Origin of the sequence: Lichenihabitans psoromatis, from assembly GCF_004323635.1 — a bacterium.
GTDB classification, from domain to species: Bacteria; Pseudomonadota; Alphaproteobacteria; order Rhizobiales; family Beijerinckiaceae; genus Lichenihabitans; species Lichenihabitans psoromatis.
Window position 1 is genome coordinate 4,375,992 of record NZ_CP036515.1, and the last position, 16,440, is coordinate 4,392,431.

A 16,440-nucleotide genomic window follows, 5' to 3' on the forward strand; every position below is an offset into this window, starting at 1 on the left:
TAACTCGAGCTTAGGAAAGCTGTGCTGGGGCCGACGAGGCGACCGGCGCGGAGGCTTGGGAGCGGGCATGTATCGACGATCTCACCTGCGGCAAGGTCAGGTCCTTGGCCTCGGATTGGCCGGCTTGACGATCGCGATGGCCCTGGGTGGTTGCGAGGCGGTACCGGATGCGCGCGTCGGGCGCGGAGACATTCGCAACGCCATTGCGCGCGGCCAGTTGACGAGCCCGCGCGCCGCGACGGTGGCGCTGGTGAGCCTCGATGGCGCACCTGATCAGGTTGCGGCTCGTTTCCGTCAGAGCCTGTTTGGCGAGGCCGCCTCGCGCGAAATCACAGTCACGGACGAAGCCTCGGCGCATTATCTGGTCCGAGGCTATCTGTCGGCCTATCCGGGCGAGACCGGCGGCACCACGCTATCCTATGTCTACGACGTTTTCGAAGCCGGCCGGAAGCAACGGGAACAGCGGATCGAAGATACGATCGACCTGCCGGTCGCCGCCGCCGATCCCTGGAGCGTGGTGAGCGACAGCGTCGTCACGACACTCGCGGGCCGCAGCGCCGACGACCTTGCGGTGGCCCTGTCCGGCACCCCGGAGGCCCAGGCGCAGGGTGGAAAAGTCGCTAGTGTCGCACCGTCGGGACAGCCGCCCCTCAACTAAGAAGAGACATCCGACTTTTCAGGCGTAAACCAAGACGCTTCGCCTTGGTTTTACCCGGCGCGACTGCTATTGCGGCCGGATGACGTCGCATACCTTTGCCAACATCCGCAATTTTTCCATCGTGGCCCATATCGACCACGGCAAGTCCACGCTCGCCGACCGTTTGATCCAAACGACCGGCACCGTCGCGTTGCGTGACATGAGCGAGCAGATGCTCGACAGCATGGATATCGAGCGGGAACGCGGCATCACGATCAAGGCCCAGACCGTGCGCCTCGAGTACAAGGCGGAGGATGGGCAGACCTACATCCTCAACCTGATGGATACGCCCGGCCACGTCGATTTCGCCTACGAAGTCTCGCGTTCCCTCGCGGCCTGCGAAGGCTCGTTGCTGGTGGTCGACGCGAGCCAGGGCGTCGAGGCGCAGACGCTCGCCAACGTCTATCAGGCACTCGATGCCGGACACGAGATCGTGCCGATCCTCAACAAGATCGATCTGCCGGCCGCCGAGCCCGAGCGCATCAAGGAGCAGATCGAGGATGTCATCGGGCTCGATGCGTCCGACGCCGTGATGATCTCGGCCAAGACGGGGCTGAATATCGAGGGCGTGCTGGAGGCGATCGTCAAGCGCCTGCCGCCACCCAAAGGAGACGAGACCGCGCCCCTGAAAGCGCTGCTGGTCGACAGCTGGTACGACGCCTATCTCGGCGTCGTGGTGCTGGTCCGCGTCATCGACGGCACGATGAAAAAGGGCTCCAAGATCCGCACGATGGCGACCAATGCTCACTACGAGGTCGATCGCATCGGTGTCTTCACGCCCAAGATGAAGGATGTTTCGGTCCTCGGTCCGGGCGAGATCGGCTTCATCACCGCGCAGATCAAGGAAGTGGCCGACACCCGCGTCGGCGATACGATTACCGATGAGCGCAAGCCGACCGCCGAGGCCCTGCCCGGCTTCAAGCCGGCGCAACCGGTCGTGTTCTGCGGCCTGTTTCCGGTCGATGCCGCCGATTTCGAGGATTTGCGCGCCGCAATGGGGCGCCTGCGCCTCAACGACGCAAGCTTCTCCTACGAGATGGAAAGCTCCGCCGCGCTCGGCTTCGGGTTCCGTTGCGGCTTTCTCGGACTGCTGCATCTCGAAATCATCCAGGAGCGGCTCGAGCGCGAGTTCAATCTCGATCTCATCGCCACAGCGCCCTCGGTCATCTACGAGATCGCGATGCGCGACGGCACGCAGATCGACCTGCATAATCCGGCCGATATGCCGGACGTGATGCAGATCTTGGAAATCCGTGAACCGTGGATCAGGGCGACGCTGCTCACGCCGGACGATTACCTCGGCAGCATCTTAAAGCTTTGTCAGGATCGGCGCGGCATACAGGTCGACCTCAACTATGTCGGCAAACGCGCGATGGTGACCTACGATCTGCCGCTGAACGAAGTCGTGTTCGACTTCTACGATCGGCTGAAGTCGATCTCGAAGGGCTATGCCAGCTTCGACTACAACATCACCGACTATAAGCCGGGCGACCTCGTCAAAATGTCGATCCTGGTCAATGCCGAGCCGGTCGACGCGCTGTCGATGCTGGTGCATCGCGACCGTGCCGAAATGCGGGGCCGCGCCATGGTGGACAAGCTGAAGGATCTCATTCCGCAGCATATGTTCCAGATCCCCGTGCAGGCCGCGATCGGCGGCAAGATCATCGCGCGCGAAACCATCCGGGCGCTCCGGAAGGACGTGACGGCGAAGTGCTACGGCGGTGACGTGACCCGCAAGCGCAAGCTGCTCGAGAAGCAGAAAGCCGGTAAGAAGAAGATGCGACAGTTCGGCAAGGTCGAAATTCCGCAGGAGGCCTTCATCGCCGCCCTGAAGATGGACAGCTGATTTCAAGACACGTGACGGTCGGACGCCCCTGGAGTTTATGCATGAAGGCCCTCTGTGTTCTCGCTTTGGTGTGCGCCGCGGCCCTCCCGCTTCCGGCATTTGCCAAGGTCAAGGTGCCGCCGTTCGGCTGTGCCTCCTTCATGGAGGATTTCACCAAGGCGGCGCAGCCCAACAAAGTGACGTTTGAACGCCCGCTGAACATCACGCGCGGCTTTTTCGGTGACGATGAGGGCGTCGAAGTCCGGGTTCTCGCGACGGGCGAGAATGTCGAAGGCACGCTGAAATGCCACGGCGATGAGTTTCGGCGCTTCGAGGTTCGCGTGGCGGCCCCGGTCGATGAGAAGCTTGAGACCACGCTGAAGGCTTATGAGCAAGCCGCTCTGATCGCGGCTTTTCGGTGGGACCGCCCCAAGGCCGAGATGATCGTGAATGCGATGAGCAGCGACGCGGCCGAATATCTCAAGGCCTCGGTTCAGCGGGGCGACACCTACCTGTCCGGTAAGGTCGAGTATCATCAGGGCGATACGCTCGATCTTGGCCTGATCTGGACCGACACGGACCACACCTTCATCATCGCGAGCCAAACATCCGATTAGAGCACGTTCGCCTTGGCGAAATTCGCTCCGCCAAACCGCGCTCACGACCGTGGATTACAGCCTTGGTGCGTTGACATCGGCTTCGATCAAAGCACGTAGCGCGTCCGTGACGACCGGGGTTTGCCCAAACCAGTGCGCGAAGCCCGGCACGGCCTGATGCAGCAACATGCCGAGCCCACCGACGGTGCGATGGCCCCTGGCCTTGGCGGCCGCGAGGAGATCGGTTTCGAGCGGCACATAGACAATGTCGCACACGAGCGCGTCGCGGTTCAATGCCGCGAGGTCGAGGTGGAGCTGTGGCTTCCCAACCATCCCGAGGGTCGTCGTATTGACCAGCAGATCGGCCGAGCCGAGTTGCTGCCTCACCTGACCCCACCCATGGGCGGAGACGCGCGGGCCGAAGTGAAGCGCGAGATCCTCGGCGGTGCCGATCGTGCGGTTCAACACGCTCACGGAAAGACCTCGTTGCAGCAGGCCGTAGACCACGGCCCGCGCCGCGCCGCCTGCACCGAGCACGACCGCGTGGCCGCCGCCGCCGCTGCCGCTGCCATCCCAACCCGGCGCGCCAACATCGAGATTGGCCAAAAACCCGAACGCATCCGTATTGCCGCCCTGTAAGCGGCCGTTCTCGAACCACAGCGTATTGACGGCGCCGATCGCCCGCGCGGCGGCATCGATGTCGTCGACAAGCGCCATCACGGCACTCTTATGCGGCACCGTGACGTTGCCGCCGACAAATCCCGCCGCCGCCAGGCCCTCGATGAAGGCTTGCAGATCGGACGGCGCGACGTCGATCTTCTCATAACGTCCGGGCAGCTTAAGCGCATCGAGCCAGAACCCGTGAACCAGCGGCGAGCGCGAGTGAGCGATCGGGTGGCCGATGACGAAAGCGCGGGGGGACAGCGGCATGATGCTCGATCGCAACGAGGATGACCGCGGCCCGGCCCGGCATAGCGGTTCGCCTAGCACGACGTCTCTATGCTATTCGAGAACAAATCACCGCCAAAGCGCCCGCGACAGCCCGGACCCCCTCAGTGTCAGACCAGCCCCGACGCCTGCTCACCCCGGACCTTCGCGATGACGACCACGAGGCGTCGCTGCGGCCGCAGGTGCTGGAGGATTTCACCGGCCAGGAGGCGCTTCGTAAGAACCTCAAGGTGTTCGTCGAAGCCGCCAAGACCCGAGGCGAAGCGCTCGATCACGTGCTGTTCGTCGGGCCGCCCGGCCTTGGCAAGACAACGCTGGCTCAAATCGTGGCGCGCGAACTCGGCGTCAACTTTCGCTCGACCTCTGGTCCCGTCATCGCCAAGGCGGGTGACTTGGCGGCGCAATTGACCGCGCTCGAAGACCGCGATGTTCTGTTCATCGACGAAATTCATCGGCTCAATCCGGCCGTGGAGGAGATCCTCTATCCGGCCATGGAAGATTTCCAGCTCGATCTCATCATCGGCCAAGGTCCTGCGGCCCGGTCGGTGAAGATCGATCTCGCCAAATTCACGCTCGTGGGCGCGACCACGCGGGCCGGCTTGCTGACGACGCCTCTGCGCGATCGCTTCGGCATCCCGCTACGGCTGAATTTCTATAATGTAACCGAACTCGAAAGCATCGTGCGGCGCGGGGCGCGGGTGTTGGGGATCGGCATGGCGCCTGATGGCGCCAATGAGATTGCGCGGCGGGCGCGCGGCACGCCCCGGATCGCGGGACGTTTGCTCCGTCGGGTGCGCGATTTTGCCGTTGTCGACGACGAACCGATCATCACCCGCAAGGTCGCCGACCGCGCCCTGAAACTGCTGGACGTCGACGACGTCGGCCTCGACCAGATGGATCGACGTTACCTCGACGCCGTTTCAATCTCGTTCGGGGGCGGCCCGGTCGGCATCGAGACGATCGCGGCCGCCCTGTCGGAGCCTCGCGACGCGATCGAAGACATCATCGAGCCGTTCCTGATCCAGCTTGGTTTTCTGCATCGGACGCCGCGCGGCCGCATGCTGACCCCGCATGCGTTTCGTCACCTGGGGCTCGCGGTCCCCTCGCAAGCGCCTGTCGCCAACCAGATCGGGCTGTTCGATCTCGGAGACGATGTCGGATGAGCGGTGCCGCTTTCGAGGCGCATCGATGGAGCGTGCGTGTTTATTACGAGGACACGGATTTCTCCGGCGTCGTCTACCACGCCAATTATCTGCGGTTTCTCGAGCGGGGCCGCACCGAGTTCCTGCGCCATCTCGGCATCAACCAGGCCGACCTCCGCGCCTCACCAGAGAGCGGTCCGATGGCCTTTGCGGTGCGGCATATAACGCTCGATTTTCGCGCCGCCGCCCGGATGGACGATATCTTGATGGTCGACACCACCATCGAGGCGCTCGGCGGCGCTTCCGTCACGATGGGCCAGTCGATCCAGCGCGGCGAGGACGTCCTTGTCACGGCCGACATCCGCATCGGCTTGGTTCAAGACGGTCGAGCGCGGCGCTTTCCCCCCGCTTTGATGGCGAGATTGCGGCCCGATGGGAAACATTTGTCGCCTTCGATCGCATAAACCTTTCAGTAACGGCTCCTTAACGATAATCAGGGATTAACTCGTCGCGTGGATTCGCCGAGGAGCCGTCCTGTTCAAGCCCCAGAATTGACCGATTTTGGCGACAGGACACACGACCATCCTTCTAGAGACGCGTCGACCGCAAGGACTTAGAGCCGATGAACCCTGCCGATGTCGCAGCCCCGGTCGCCGATATTTCGATCTTCGGAATGTTTTGGAACGCCCATCTGGTCGTGAAAGTGGTGATGCTCGGCCTGTTGTTCGCCTCCGTTTGGTGTTGGGCGATCATCATCAACAAGACGATCCTGTTCTCCAAGACCCGCAAGGCCATCGACCGATTTGAGACAGTGTTCTGGTCCGGGCAGTCTTTGGAAGAACTTTATACGACCCTGTCGCAACGCGAGACGATCGGCATGGCGTCGCTGTTCGTGGCTGCCATGCGCGAGTGGAAGCGCTCGTTCCAGAACGTCGGCTCGTCCTTCATGGGGCTGCATGCACGGCTCGAGAAGGTGCTTGACGTGTCGATTGCTCGAGAAGTCGAGAAGCTCGAACATAACCTCATCGTGCTGGCGACCGTGGCGTCGACCGCCCCGTTCGTCGGGCTGTTCGGCACGGTCTGGGGTATCATGACCTCGTTCCGCTCGATCGCAGCCTCGAAAAACACCTCGCTCGCAGTCATCGCACCGGGTCTCGCCGAAGCGCTGTTGGCGACAGCCATCGGCCTCTTCGCGGCCATTCCGGCGCTGATCTTCTTCAACAACCTGCAAGGCATCGTGGCAAAGTTCCAGGCCCGGATGGAAAGCTTCGCCGACGAGTTCTCGTCGATCCTGTCGCGGCAGATCGATCAGCATGTCGGTGGCGAACGCGATCGCGCAGCCTGATCCCCTCTAGTCGGAGAGCATCCCATGGGCATGTCCGTATCGGCGGGTGGCAAAGGCGGACGGCGTCGGCGGGGCGTGCCGCGCTATGGCGCGATGGCCGAGATCAACATGACGCCGTTCATCGACGTCATCCTGGTGCTGCTCATCATCTTCATGGTGTCGGCTCCCCTGCTGGCGAGCGGCGTGCCGATCGACCTGCCGCAGACCAAGGCGGCACAGCTCAACGTCGACCAGAAGCCGCTCAGCGTCGCGGTCGATCCCAAGGGCGACATCTATATTCTCGATCAGCCGGTTACGGTCGACGAGCTTCCGGCCAAGCTGCAGGCGCTGGCCAAGGCGGGCTATGACGAGCGCATCTACGTGCGTGGTGCCAAGACCGTGAATTACGGTCGCATCGCCGAAGTCATGTCGATCATCACGGCCTCTGGTTATAAAAAGGTCGCGCTCGTCACGGACCAAGACACGAAGTGAGATCGTCGTGTCGGTGAAGCGTCGCTTTTCAGAGCCCGGATTCGTCGTCTCCGTGGTCGTCCACGTGGCGGCCTTGGGCGCGGCGCTCGTGTCGTTTTCCTCGGCGCCGGTCTTCGATGACGTTCAGGAGACCGTTCCGGTCGAGATGGTGACCGACGCGCAATTCAACCAGATCATGAAGGGCGAGAAGACCGCCAAGGAGGTTCGTCCCGAGGCTGTCGCGAAAGCCGAAGCGGTCGCCCCGGTCGAGGACACCAAGCCAAACCCGCCGACGCCCGACCAATCGAAAGACGTTCCTTCACCGCCGCCTCCCCCGCCGCCACCGCCCCTCCCCCGGCGCCTCTGCCGCCGGTGCGCGAGGCTGCCCTGCCGCCCGATACCTCGCCTCCGATGCCGCCCGTGCCGGATACGCCGCCGCCGCCGACCCCCGACACACCGCAAGCCGATACGTCGCCGCCGCTCCCACCCGTGCGCGATGTGGAGGCCGAGCCGGTCGCGCCGAAGCCGGAGCCAAAACCGAAGCCCCCCGTCCCCAAGCCGATTCCGAAGCCGGATCCGGTTCCGCTGCCGCCACATCCGGTTGTGGCCAAGCTGCACGACAAGACGCCGCCGCCGAAGCCGCGGCCGGTCGACCGGCCGAAAGTCGATCAGGTCGCCAAGCTGATGGAGGATCAGCCGACCGACCTGACCCCGCCGGCGAAGAACACGGCGCGGACCAGCAAGCCGGTGCATGAGACGAGCGACACGAGCAAGTTCGACCCGACCGACATTTCCCGGCTGCTGAGCCGGGAGGCGCCGGCGCAACGCGCGTCGCGCGGGCCCGATACAAGCCGCGTCGCCTCGCTCGGATCGCCCACCGCCAATGCGCCAAAGATGTCGCCATCGATGTGGGCCGGTCTCGATGGACTGCTCGAGGATCAATATCGCCAATGCTGGAGCTATCTAGGCCTCAGCACCGGCCAGAAATACATTCCGCAGGTTCGCGTGGTCTATGGCCCGTCGGGATCGCTCGAGGCCGAGCCCGTTCTGATCAATCCGCCCTCCGACCCTTCTCTGCAGAGCCTCGCCGACAGTGCCCTGCGGGCGGTGCGGCGCTGCAATCCGCTGAAGATTCCGGAGCAATATGCCCCCTACTACGATCTTTGGAAGGGCCGCGTGTTGCGGTTCGACCCCGAAGAGATGGCCGGCTGAGCCGGATCCGATCACGTGCCGAGTTTTGACACCATCCAGAAGGATCGCCCTATGATGAGGCTCCGCCTCGACCATGTCCGAGCCATCCTGGCGCTCGTCGCCGGATTATTGGCTTTCTCACTGGCCCCGGCGTCGGCTGAGGAACGTTTCCTCGACATCCGCCCCGGCGGACAGTTCAAGCCGGTCACGATCGCGATCACAAAATTTGCGAGCGATGATGCCGACGGCAGCAAGATCACCGGCATCATCACCAACAACTTCAAACGGTCGGTCTTTCTCTCACCGACCGACCCGAGCGCCTTTCCCGAGCAAGCTCCGAACCCCGAGGCGCCCCAGATGGCGGCTTGGCAGCATAGCGGCGCACAGTTCGTCGTCACCGGACGCACGCATCGCGAGGGAGATGGGCGCATCAAGACCGAGTTCCGCCTGTGGGACTCGTCCAATGGGCAGCAGGTCGCCGGCCAGCAATATGTGACCGATGCCACCAACTCGCGCCGTGTGGCCCATATCGTGTCGGATGCGATCTTCACCCGCATCACCGGCGAGAAGGGCTTCTTCGATTCGCGCGTCGTCTTCGTGGACGAGACAGGCTCGGCGGAACATCGCCGCAAGCGCCTTGCCATCATGGACCAGGACGGCGGCAACGTGAAATATCTGACCAAGGGCGACGATCTCGTGGTGACGCCACGCTTCTCGCCGAATTCGCAGGAGGTGACCTACATGTCCTTCGGCGACTCCGATCCGAAGGTCTATCTCCTCAACATCGAGACCGGCCAGCGCGAGGTCGTGGGTAACTTCCCCGGCATGACGTTCAGCCCCCGCTTCTCGCCCGATGGCGGCAAGGTCATCATGTCGCTATCGGAAGGGTCCTCTTCCAATCTATACACGATGGATATCGCCTCGCACACGACCACCCGCCTGACCAATACGGCAGCGATCGATACGTCGCCGTCCTATTCGCCCGACGGGTCGCAGATCGTGTTCGAGTCCGATCGTGGTGGCAGCCAGCAGATCTATATCATGGCTGCGTCGGGAGGCACCGCGAAGCGACTGTCGTTCGGCGATGGCCATTATTCGACGCCGGTCTGGTCCCCCAAGGGCGATTACATCGCCTTCACGCGCCAGAAAGGCGGCAGCTTCGGGATCGGCGTGATGAAGCCGGATGGGTCGGGCGAGCGCATCTTGACTGAAGGCTTCCACAACGAAGGCCCGACATGGGCGCCGAACGGGCTCTATCTGATGTTCTTTCGCGATCCGGGCGGTCAGTCTGGATCCAAGATCTTCATGACGGATATTTTCGGTCGGGGTGAGTTCCCGGTGGCGACTGGCTCGTTCGCGTCCGATCCGTCTTGGGGTCCCCTGCTGAACTAACCGAAACAAAGCGACATCGCCTCGTTCAGAGTGCCGGTCGATGCCTCGACCGGCACTTTTTTATTGTCGCTACGCTGCGAGACGGCACAGTCGCGGTCACGTCATGCGCCATGACGCTCCAGCCCGAGAGCACGACCACGGAGCAGAAACGTTTCAAAAAATTGCCACAAAGGCGAAAATGCTTTGGACATTTTGTCCGTTTGGGTTTGAATTCTCGTCATGACCTTTGTGTACGTGCCGGGTCGACGTCGTCCACCCGAGCAGCACGGAGATGACAGGACCGAAAGAGCGGCAATCCCAACATGCTCAAATCAAAGCTGAATTCGATCTTCCGCCAGGGCCGGTTGACGGTCATTCTCGACGGTGGAAAGCAATATACCTTCGGCGACGGCCAACCGGGCCACGATCCAGTCGTGGTTCGCCTTAGGGGACATCTCACTCCCCTCAAGATCGCCGCCGATCCGGATCGCTTCCTCGGCGAGGCCTATATGGACGGCGATCTCATCATGGAGCAGGGCAGTATTTACGATCTGCTCGATCTCGCCGGCACCAATCTCGCCGGCCTGCCACAGCATTATCCAGGTATAATCCGACGCGCGGGCTACAAAGCTTTGGCGGCCGTTCAGCAATACAACAATCAGCGTCGTTCGCGTCGCAACGTCGCCCACCATTACGATCTCTCGACCGATCTCTACCGGTTGTTCCTAGATCAGGATCTCCAATATTCCTGTGCTTACTTCGCCGATCCAACCGTCACGTTGGACGACGCGCAGACGGCCAAAAAGCGGCATATCATTGCCAAACTGCTGCTGAAGCCGGGACAGCGCGTGCTCGATATCGGCTGCGGCTGGGGCGGGATGGCGATCAGCATCGCGCAACAGGAGAATGTTCACGTCCTGGGCGTGACGCTCTCGACGGAGCAATTGAAGGTCGCCCGGCAAAGAGTGGAGGCCCTCGGATTGCAGGACCGGGTCACCTTCGAATTGCGGGACTATCGCACACTCGAGGGCACGTTCGATCGGATCGTGTCGGTCGGTATGTTCGAGCATGTCGGCACCCCGCAATATAAGACATACTTCAACACCGTCTCCCGATTGCTTGCGCCGAATGGTGTTGCGCTCATTCATTCGATCGGCCGCAACCACGGCATCGCCAAGCCGAATGCCTGGATCAATAAATACATCTTCCCAGGGGGCTACATCCCATCTCTCTCGGAGGTGATCCCGCCACTCGAGACGAGCGGCCTCTGGCTCACCGACCTCGAAGTGCTACGCCTGCATTATGCCGAGACGCTGAAACATTGGCGCGAGCGGTTTCTGCAGCGCAAGGGAGAGCTCGGCAGCCTTTACGACGAGCGATTCTGCCGGATGTGGGAGTTTTATCTGGCGGCCAGCGAAATGTCGTTTCGGCACGGCGGCTTCATGGTGTTTCAGGCGCAATTGTCGAACAGCGTCGACGCCGTGCCATTGACGCGCGACTACATGGTCGACACCGCAGACCGTGCGCCTCTCCCCCTGGTGCAAGCGGCGGAGTGATCTCGCGCGCCGGTTGTTGCTTTTAGACCACAGGAGCGCAACTCCTGTGGTGTGTCTCTCTTGTTGAGGGTTGATGCCGCATTGCGGCCATCAAGGGCTTCTTAACCAAGGCTGGTCGTAAGGACACGTACCCCGGTCTCTTACCTTCCATCAAGGTTGATAAAAACCTTCGCTTAACCAAGGCGTGGCTACTTGATTGCAACGTCGGGCGACCGCAACAGGAGTCTCCATGCCCCAGATCTTTTCGAGCCGTAACTTTAAACTGGCGATTGTGCTGATGGCCGGCCTCGCCGTCACGGCCTGCGCCAAAAACAATGCCGATGAGGCCGCGCTCGGCGGTTTTGGTGGAGCTGGCGGCGCCGGTGGTGCGGCCGTGCCGGGCAGCGCACAGGATTTCGCCGTCAACGTCGGCGACCGCATCTTCTTTGAGACCGATCAGACGGATCTCACCCCGACCGCGACCGCCACGCTCGACAAGCAGGCGCGCTGGCTCGCCCAATATCCGCGCTATGCCTTCACGGTCGAGGGTCATGCCGACGAACGCGGCACACGCGAATATAATTTCGCACTCGGCGCTCGCCGTGCCGAAGCCGCAAAGGACTATCTTGCGTCGCGCGGCATTGCCGCAGCCCGAATTAAGACGATCAGCTACGGCAAAGAGCGTCCCGTGGCGGTCTGTAACGACATTTCATGCTGGTCGCAGAACCGCCGCGCCGTGACGGTGCTGAAGACAGGCGGTCAATCCTAATAGCCAAACGCCCGCGGTCGGATACACACCGACCGCGGGCTTCTCGTGAGGCCCATGTTGGTTCGGCTTCTCCGACGCACGTTCATTGCGGCTTGATCCTCCGCCACAATTCATCGAAAAGCCGAAGTGCCGTGTTGTGTGGCGTCGTCATGTCGATGGGTCCGCCGTTATGAAAACTTTCAAGTTCCGCCCGATGCTGGCGATGGTCACCGGCCTCACGGTCCTGGTGGCAGGCGGCGCGCGCTGGCCGGTCCATGCGGCCGAGACGATCCTCCTGGCTCAAGCACAGGACGACGTTGCGGCTCCGGATGAGAATGGCGACCAGGGGGCCCTGGTGGTTCGACTGGGACGGCTCGAAAACCAGATTCGAACCCTGACCGGCCAAATCGAACAGCTTCAATATCAGAATAAGAAGCTCGCCGATGACATGCGGAAGATGCAGGGCGACGTCGATTTCCGCTTCCAGGACCTACAGCGGACCGGCGGCGCGCCGGCCGGTGCAGCCGTTCGGCCGCTGCCGCAGAAACGGGGCGACGCGACAGAGTTGGGCGCGACCACGCCCGTCGTCGCTGCCCTTGACGCGCCTGCAGCCTCGTCCAACGGAGCGACGCCCGCCCCGCGTGCGGCGCGCGCGACCGGCGACGTCTTCGACCCGGACGCCAACCCAACCGCGCCGGGTGCTCCGAAGCCCCTCGGCACCACGCAGCCGAGCGCACCGATTTCGGCGCGTGCATCCGCCGATCCCCGCCCGCCGCTCGACCTGATGCAGCGCCCCGGCAGTGGGACGGAGCAGACCGCGAGCGACACGCCTCGCAACGACACGCCCTCGATCATCGCGGCGCCCCCCGCCGCACGCGCTTTGCCCGACCCGAATGCTGTGGCCAGCCTGACGCCAGGCGGGACACGCGAAGAGTTCGACAACGATCTCGGGCTCTATAAGCAAGGTCAATTTGACGGTGCCGCCACGGGATTTCAGGGGTTCGTCACCAAATACCCGAAGGACAGGCTGGTGCCCGATGCAGTCTATCTCGCGGGCGAAAGCTACTCGCGACTGGGTCGTCATCGGGAAGCCGCAGAACAATTTTTGAAGCTCTCGACCGATTATGGCAAGTCGGCGCGTGCGCCTGACGCTCTGCTGCGCCTCGGCATGTCGCTGAACGCTCTCGGTGCCAAGGATCAGGCCTGCGCGACATATCTAGAAGTCACCCGCAAATATCCGACGGCTTCCGCAGAGGTCCGGGCGGGAGTCGATCGCGAATTGAAGCGGTCGCGCTGCCGCACCGATGGCTGAGACGAGCGTCGCGGCAACCCTGCCCTACACGGCGGACGATCTTTCCGCTTCGCTCCCTTCGCTTCTGGGTCCCTCGATCGCGCCTGTGGTCGTGGCAGTGTCCGGCGGTCCTGATTCGATCGCGCTCATGCACCTTATGGCGACACTGGATCGTCCCCTCACGGTCGCGACAGTTGACCACGGCTTGCGGGCCGCCTCGCGTGACGATGCCGATTTCGTGGTTGCGCAGGCGCAGCGCATCGGCCTTGCGGCGCAGATCCTAACCTGGACCGGACCGAAGCCGACACAGGCCGTCCAGGGAAAGGCAAGAGAAGCCCGCTATCGCTTGCTCACCAGCTTCTGTCGCGAGACGGGCGCGACATCGCTCCTAACCGCACATACGCTCGACGATCAGGCCGAAACCTTGTTGTTTCGCATGACGCGGGGCACCGGCGTCTCGGGCCTCGCGGGCATGAGCGGCCATTCGTTTCGAGACGGGGTCTCGCATCTGCGCCCTCTCCTCCGTGTGCCGAAGGCCCGCCTGGTTGCTGCCTGCGCGATCAACGGATGGGATTATCGTCGCGATCCCTCAAATGAGGATCCCCGCTTCGCACGCACGCGCATGCGACAGATGCTCCCGGCGCTCGCCGCCGAGGGTCTCGACGCCAGTCGGTTCGGCCTCTTGGCGGAACGCGCTGCGCGGGCCGAGACGGCCTTGCGTCAGGCCGCCGAGCGGCTTCGCTTACTGGCCGAATTGCCGGCCGCGCCCGGACTGCTGCGCTTTGACATGGGCCTGCTCGATCGCGAACCCGAAGAGTTCACGATCCGGGTTCTCGGGGAAGCCGCGACCACGGTCGGCGGCTCATCCATGCTACGGCTCGACCGGCTCGAACATCTCGCGGCAGAGATCCGACTGGCGTTCCGCGCCGGATCAACGCTCCGTCGGAGCCTCGGCGGAGCGACGTTGACGCTTGCGAAGAGCGGACGACTTACAATCGAGGTGGAGGCGCCGCGACGTCGCGGACGCGCCGCGCGGCACAGGCCAGTCGATCCCGATTCAACGCAAACGGAACCATTCGCCGCAGAAGCCAGGCCGTTCCCTTGGCAATGAGCGCGTCGACGCCTACATTGCACTAGACACGATGCCGACTGCGGTCTCGAGGCGCCGATTGTGCCTCGAACATCTAAAACCGCGCGAAACACCAAATCGAAGCATGATCTCGCCGGAATGGTCCACCAGACTATCCGGTTCTAGGGTCAGGCCTACGCGACACGACTATCTCCCCTTGAAGGGGTCAACGCTTTTCACGGGTCCGAGATGAATCCGAACTTCCGGAACTTCGCCCTTTGGGTGATCATATTCCTGCTTGTGGTCGCTTTGGTGCTGTTGTTCCAAAATCCAGGCCAGCGCTCGCAGACGCAAGACATTACCTTCAGCCAGTTGCTGAGCGAGGTCGATAGCGGTCGCGTGCGTGAGGTTACGATCGCGGGCGCCGAGATCACGGGTCATTTCAATGACAATCGTGCTTTCTCGACCTATGCACCGAACGATCCGAGCTTGGTGCAAAATCTCTACAAGAAGAATGTGCAGATCACCGCGAAGCCGCCGTCGGACGGTAATTCTTGGCTGGTGACGCTTTTGGTCAATGGGCTGCCTCTGCTCGCCTTCATCGGAATTTGGATCTTCATGTCCCGGCAAATGCAGGGGGCGGGCGGCAAAGCCATGGGGTTTGGTAAGTCGAAGGCCAAACTACTGACCGAGGCCCATGGTCGTGTCACGTTTGAGGACGTGGCTGGCGTCGATGAGGCCAAGGACGACCTCCAGGAGATCGTCGAATTCCTGCGCGACCCGCAGAAGTTCCAGCGACTCGGCGGCCGTATCCCGCGTGGCGTCCTTCTGGTCGGACCGCCCGGCACTGGTAAGACGCTGCTGGCTCGTGCCATCGCCGGCGAGGCCAGCGTTCCGTTCTTCACCATCTCGGGTTCAGACTTCGTCGAAATGTTTGTCGGTGTCGGCGCGAGCCGCGTGCGCGACATGTTCGAGCAGGCGAAGAAGAATGCGCCTTGCATCATCTTCATCGACGAAATCGATGCGGTCGGTCGCCATCGCGGCGCCGGTCTTGGCGGCGGCAATGACGAGCGGGAGCAGACCCTCAACCAGTTGCTGGTCGAAATGGACGGCTTCGAGGCTAATGAAGGCATCATCCTGATCGCGGCGACGAACCGTCCGGATGTTCTCGACCCTGCGTTGCTGCGCCCAGGCCGCTTCGATCGCCAGATCGTGGTCCCGAATCCCGATGTGGTCGGCCGCGAGCGTATCTTGAAGGTGCATGTTCGGAAGGTGCCGCTGTCGCCGGACGTCGATCTCAAGACCGTCGCGCGTGGGACACCCGGCTTCTCCGGCGCCGACTTGATGAACCTCGTCAACGAAGCAGCTTTGATGGCGGCTCGCCGCAGCAAGCGAATCGTCACGATGTCGGAGTTCGAGGACGCGAAGGACAAGATCATGATGGGCGCCGAGCGCCGCACCTTAGTCATGACCGAGCAGGAAAAGATGCTGACGGCCTATCACGAAGGTGGTCATGCGATCGTGGCTCTCAGCGTGTCGGCGACCGATCCCGTTCACAAGGCGACGATCATTCCGCGTGGCCGTGCACTCGGCATGGTCATGCAATTGCCGGAGCGCGATAAGCTGTCGATGAGCTTCGAGCAGATGACCTCGCGCCTCGCCGTGTTGATGGGCGGACGCGTCGCTGAGGAATTGATCTTCGGCAAGGACAAGGTCACGTCCGGCGCTCAGTCGGACATTGAGCAGGCCACCAAACTGGCGCGCGCGATGGTTACGCGCTGGGGGTTCTCCGACGAACTCGGCACGGTCATGTACGGCGAAAACCAGGAAGAGGTGTTCCTCGGTTATTCGATGGGCAAGCAGAACAATATTTCCGAATCGACATCCCAGAAGATCGACTCGGAAGTGCGGCGGCTCGTCGAGAATGGCTTGGCCGAAGCAACCGAGATTTTGACCCGTCGCAAGGGGGATCTCGAATCGCTCGCGAGAGGTCTGCTCGAATATGAGACCTTGTCGGGTGACGAGATCATCGGCCTGCTGAAAGGTCGCTTGCCGGTGCGCGAAACCGGTGACGACCCGACCCCGCCGCGTGCCTCGCCGGTGCCGAACATCGGCAAGGGACGTCCGAAGTCGGGTCCTGAAACCGGCCTCGAGCCGCAACCTCAGGCTTGATTTTAGTCAGCGACGAAAACCCGGCTCACGCCGGGTTTTTTTTGCTTTGATGAACCCGAG

General features: G+C 62.5%; 15 protein-coding genes. 14 read left to right on the plus strand and 1 reads right to left on the minus strand.

Translation table 11 applies throughout. The annotated features are described in order from the left end of the window. The first annotated feature begins 67 nt into the window (after window positions 1-67). From EY713_RS20470 to EY713_RS20480, 3 genes are all read left to right on the plus strand, one after another. Window positions 68-658, plus strand: a complete 591-nt coding sequence (locus tag EY713_RS20470; protein WP_131118672.1) for a hypothetical protein — start codon at window positions 68-70, stop codon at window positions 656-658. Window positions 659-737: 79 nt separating this feature from the next. Continuing rightward, window positions 738-2,543 (plus strand): translation elongation factor 4, encoded by a 1,806-nt coding sequence (gene lepA, locus EY713_RS20475; protein WP_131118674.1) that lies wholly within the window; start codon window positions 738-740, stop codon window positions 2,541-2,543. Window positions 2,544-2,584: 41 nt separating this feature from the next. Next, entirely contained in the window at window positions 2,585-3,139 is a 555-nt protein-coding gene (locus tag EY713_RS20480; protein ID WP_131118676.1) for a hypothetical protein, read from the plus strand. 54 nt (window positions 3,140-3,193) lie between these two features. Here EY713_RS20480 and EY713_RS20485 read toward each other — a convergent pair whose 3' ends face one another. Further along, window positions 3,194-4,048 (minus strand): shikimate dehydrogenase, encoded by an 855-nt coding sequence (locus EY713_RS20485; RefSeq protein WP_131118678.1) that lies wholly within the window; start codon window positions 4,046-4,048, stop codon window positions 3,194-3,196. Window positions 4,049-4,173: 125 nt separating this feature from the next. On the opposite strand from EY713_RS20485, the gene ruvB reads away from it, so the two are divergent. The 11 genes from ruvB to ftsH all read left to right on the plus strand — a co-directional run bounded on the left by ruvB (window position 4,174) and on the right by ftsH (window position 16,380). Further along, window positions 4,174-5,229: a Holliday junction branch migration DNA helicase RuvB gene (ruvB, locus tag EY713_RS20490; protein WP_131195281.1), complete on the plus strand. Its 1,056-nt coding sequence runs from the start codon at window positions 4,174-4,176 to the stop codon at window positions 5,227-5,229. After that, on the plus strand, window positions 5,226-5,672 hold the full coding sequence (ybgC, locus tag EY713_RS20495; RefSeq protein WP_131118682.1) for a tol-pal system-associated acyl-CoA thioesterase: 447 nt from the start codon (window positions 5,226-5,228) through the stop codon (window positions 5,670-5,672). The genes ruvB and ybgC overlap by 4 nt, the downstream gene beginning before the upstream one ends. Before the next feature lie 158 nt (window positions 5,673-5,830). Continuing rightward, entirely contained in the window at window positions 5,831-6,553 is a 723-nt protein-coding gene (gene tolQ, locus EY713_RS20500; protein WP_131118684.1) for a protein TolQ, read from the plus strand. 24 nt (window positions 6,554-6,577) lie between these two features. Continuing rightward, complete coding sequence (locus EY713_RS20505; protein WP_131118686.1) at window positions 6,578-7,024, plus strand: ExbD/TolR family protein; 447 nt, start codon at window positions 6,578-6,580, stop codon at window positions 7,022-7,024. Between the two features lie 351 nt (window positions 7,025-7,375). Beyond that, entirely contained in the window at window positions 7,376-8,215 is an 840-nt protein-coding gene (locus EY713_RS20510) for a cell envelope biogenesis protein TolA (RefSeq protein WP_131118688.1), read from the plus strand. Between the two features lie 54 nt (window positions 8,216-8,269). Then, entirely contained in the window at window positions 8,270-9,586 is a 1,317-nt protein-coding gene (gene tolB, locus EY713_RS20515; protein ID WP_170314120.1) for a Tol-Pal system beta propeller repeat protein TolB, read from the plus strand. Window positions 9,587-9,888: 302 nt separating this feature from the next. Further along, window positions 9,889-11,121, plus strand: a complete 1,233-nt coding sequence (locus tag EY713_RS20520; RefSeq protein WP_131118692.1) for an SAM-dependent methyltransferase — start codon at window positions 9,889-9,891, stop codon at window positions 11,119-11,121. Between the two features lie 229 nt (window positions 11,122-11,350). Continuing rightward, on the plus strand, window positions 11,351-11,869 hold the full coding sequence (gene pal, locus EY713_RS20525; protein ID WP_131118694.1) for a peptidoglycan-associated lipoprotein Pal: 519 nt from the start codon (window positions 11,351-11,353) through the stop codon (window positions 11,867-11,869). A gap of 169 nt (window positions 11,870-12,038) precedes the next feature. After that, window positions 12,039-13,160 (plus strand): tol-pal system protein YbgF, encoded by a 1,122-nt coding sequence (ybgF, locus tag EY713_RS20530; protein WP_131118696.1) that lies wholly within the window; start codon window positions 12,039-12,041, stop codon window positions 13,158-13,160. Next, entirely contained in the window at window positions 13,153-14,250 is a 1,098-nt protein-coding gene (gene tilS, locus EY713_RS20535) for a tRNA lysidine(34) synthetase TilS (protein ID WP_131118699.1), read from the plus strand. Before ybgF ends, tilS begins: the two co-directional genes overlap by 8 nt. A 207-nt stretch (window positions 14,251-14,457) precedes the next feature. Then, window positions 14,458-16,380 (plus strand): ATP-dependent zinc metalloprotease FtsH, encoded by a 1,923-nt coding sequence (gene ftsH, locus EY713_RS20540; RefSeq protein WP_131118701.1) that lies wholly within the window; start codon window positions 14,458-14,460, stop codon window positions 16,378-16,380. Window positions 16,381-16,440: the final 60 nt, after the last annotated feature.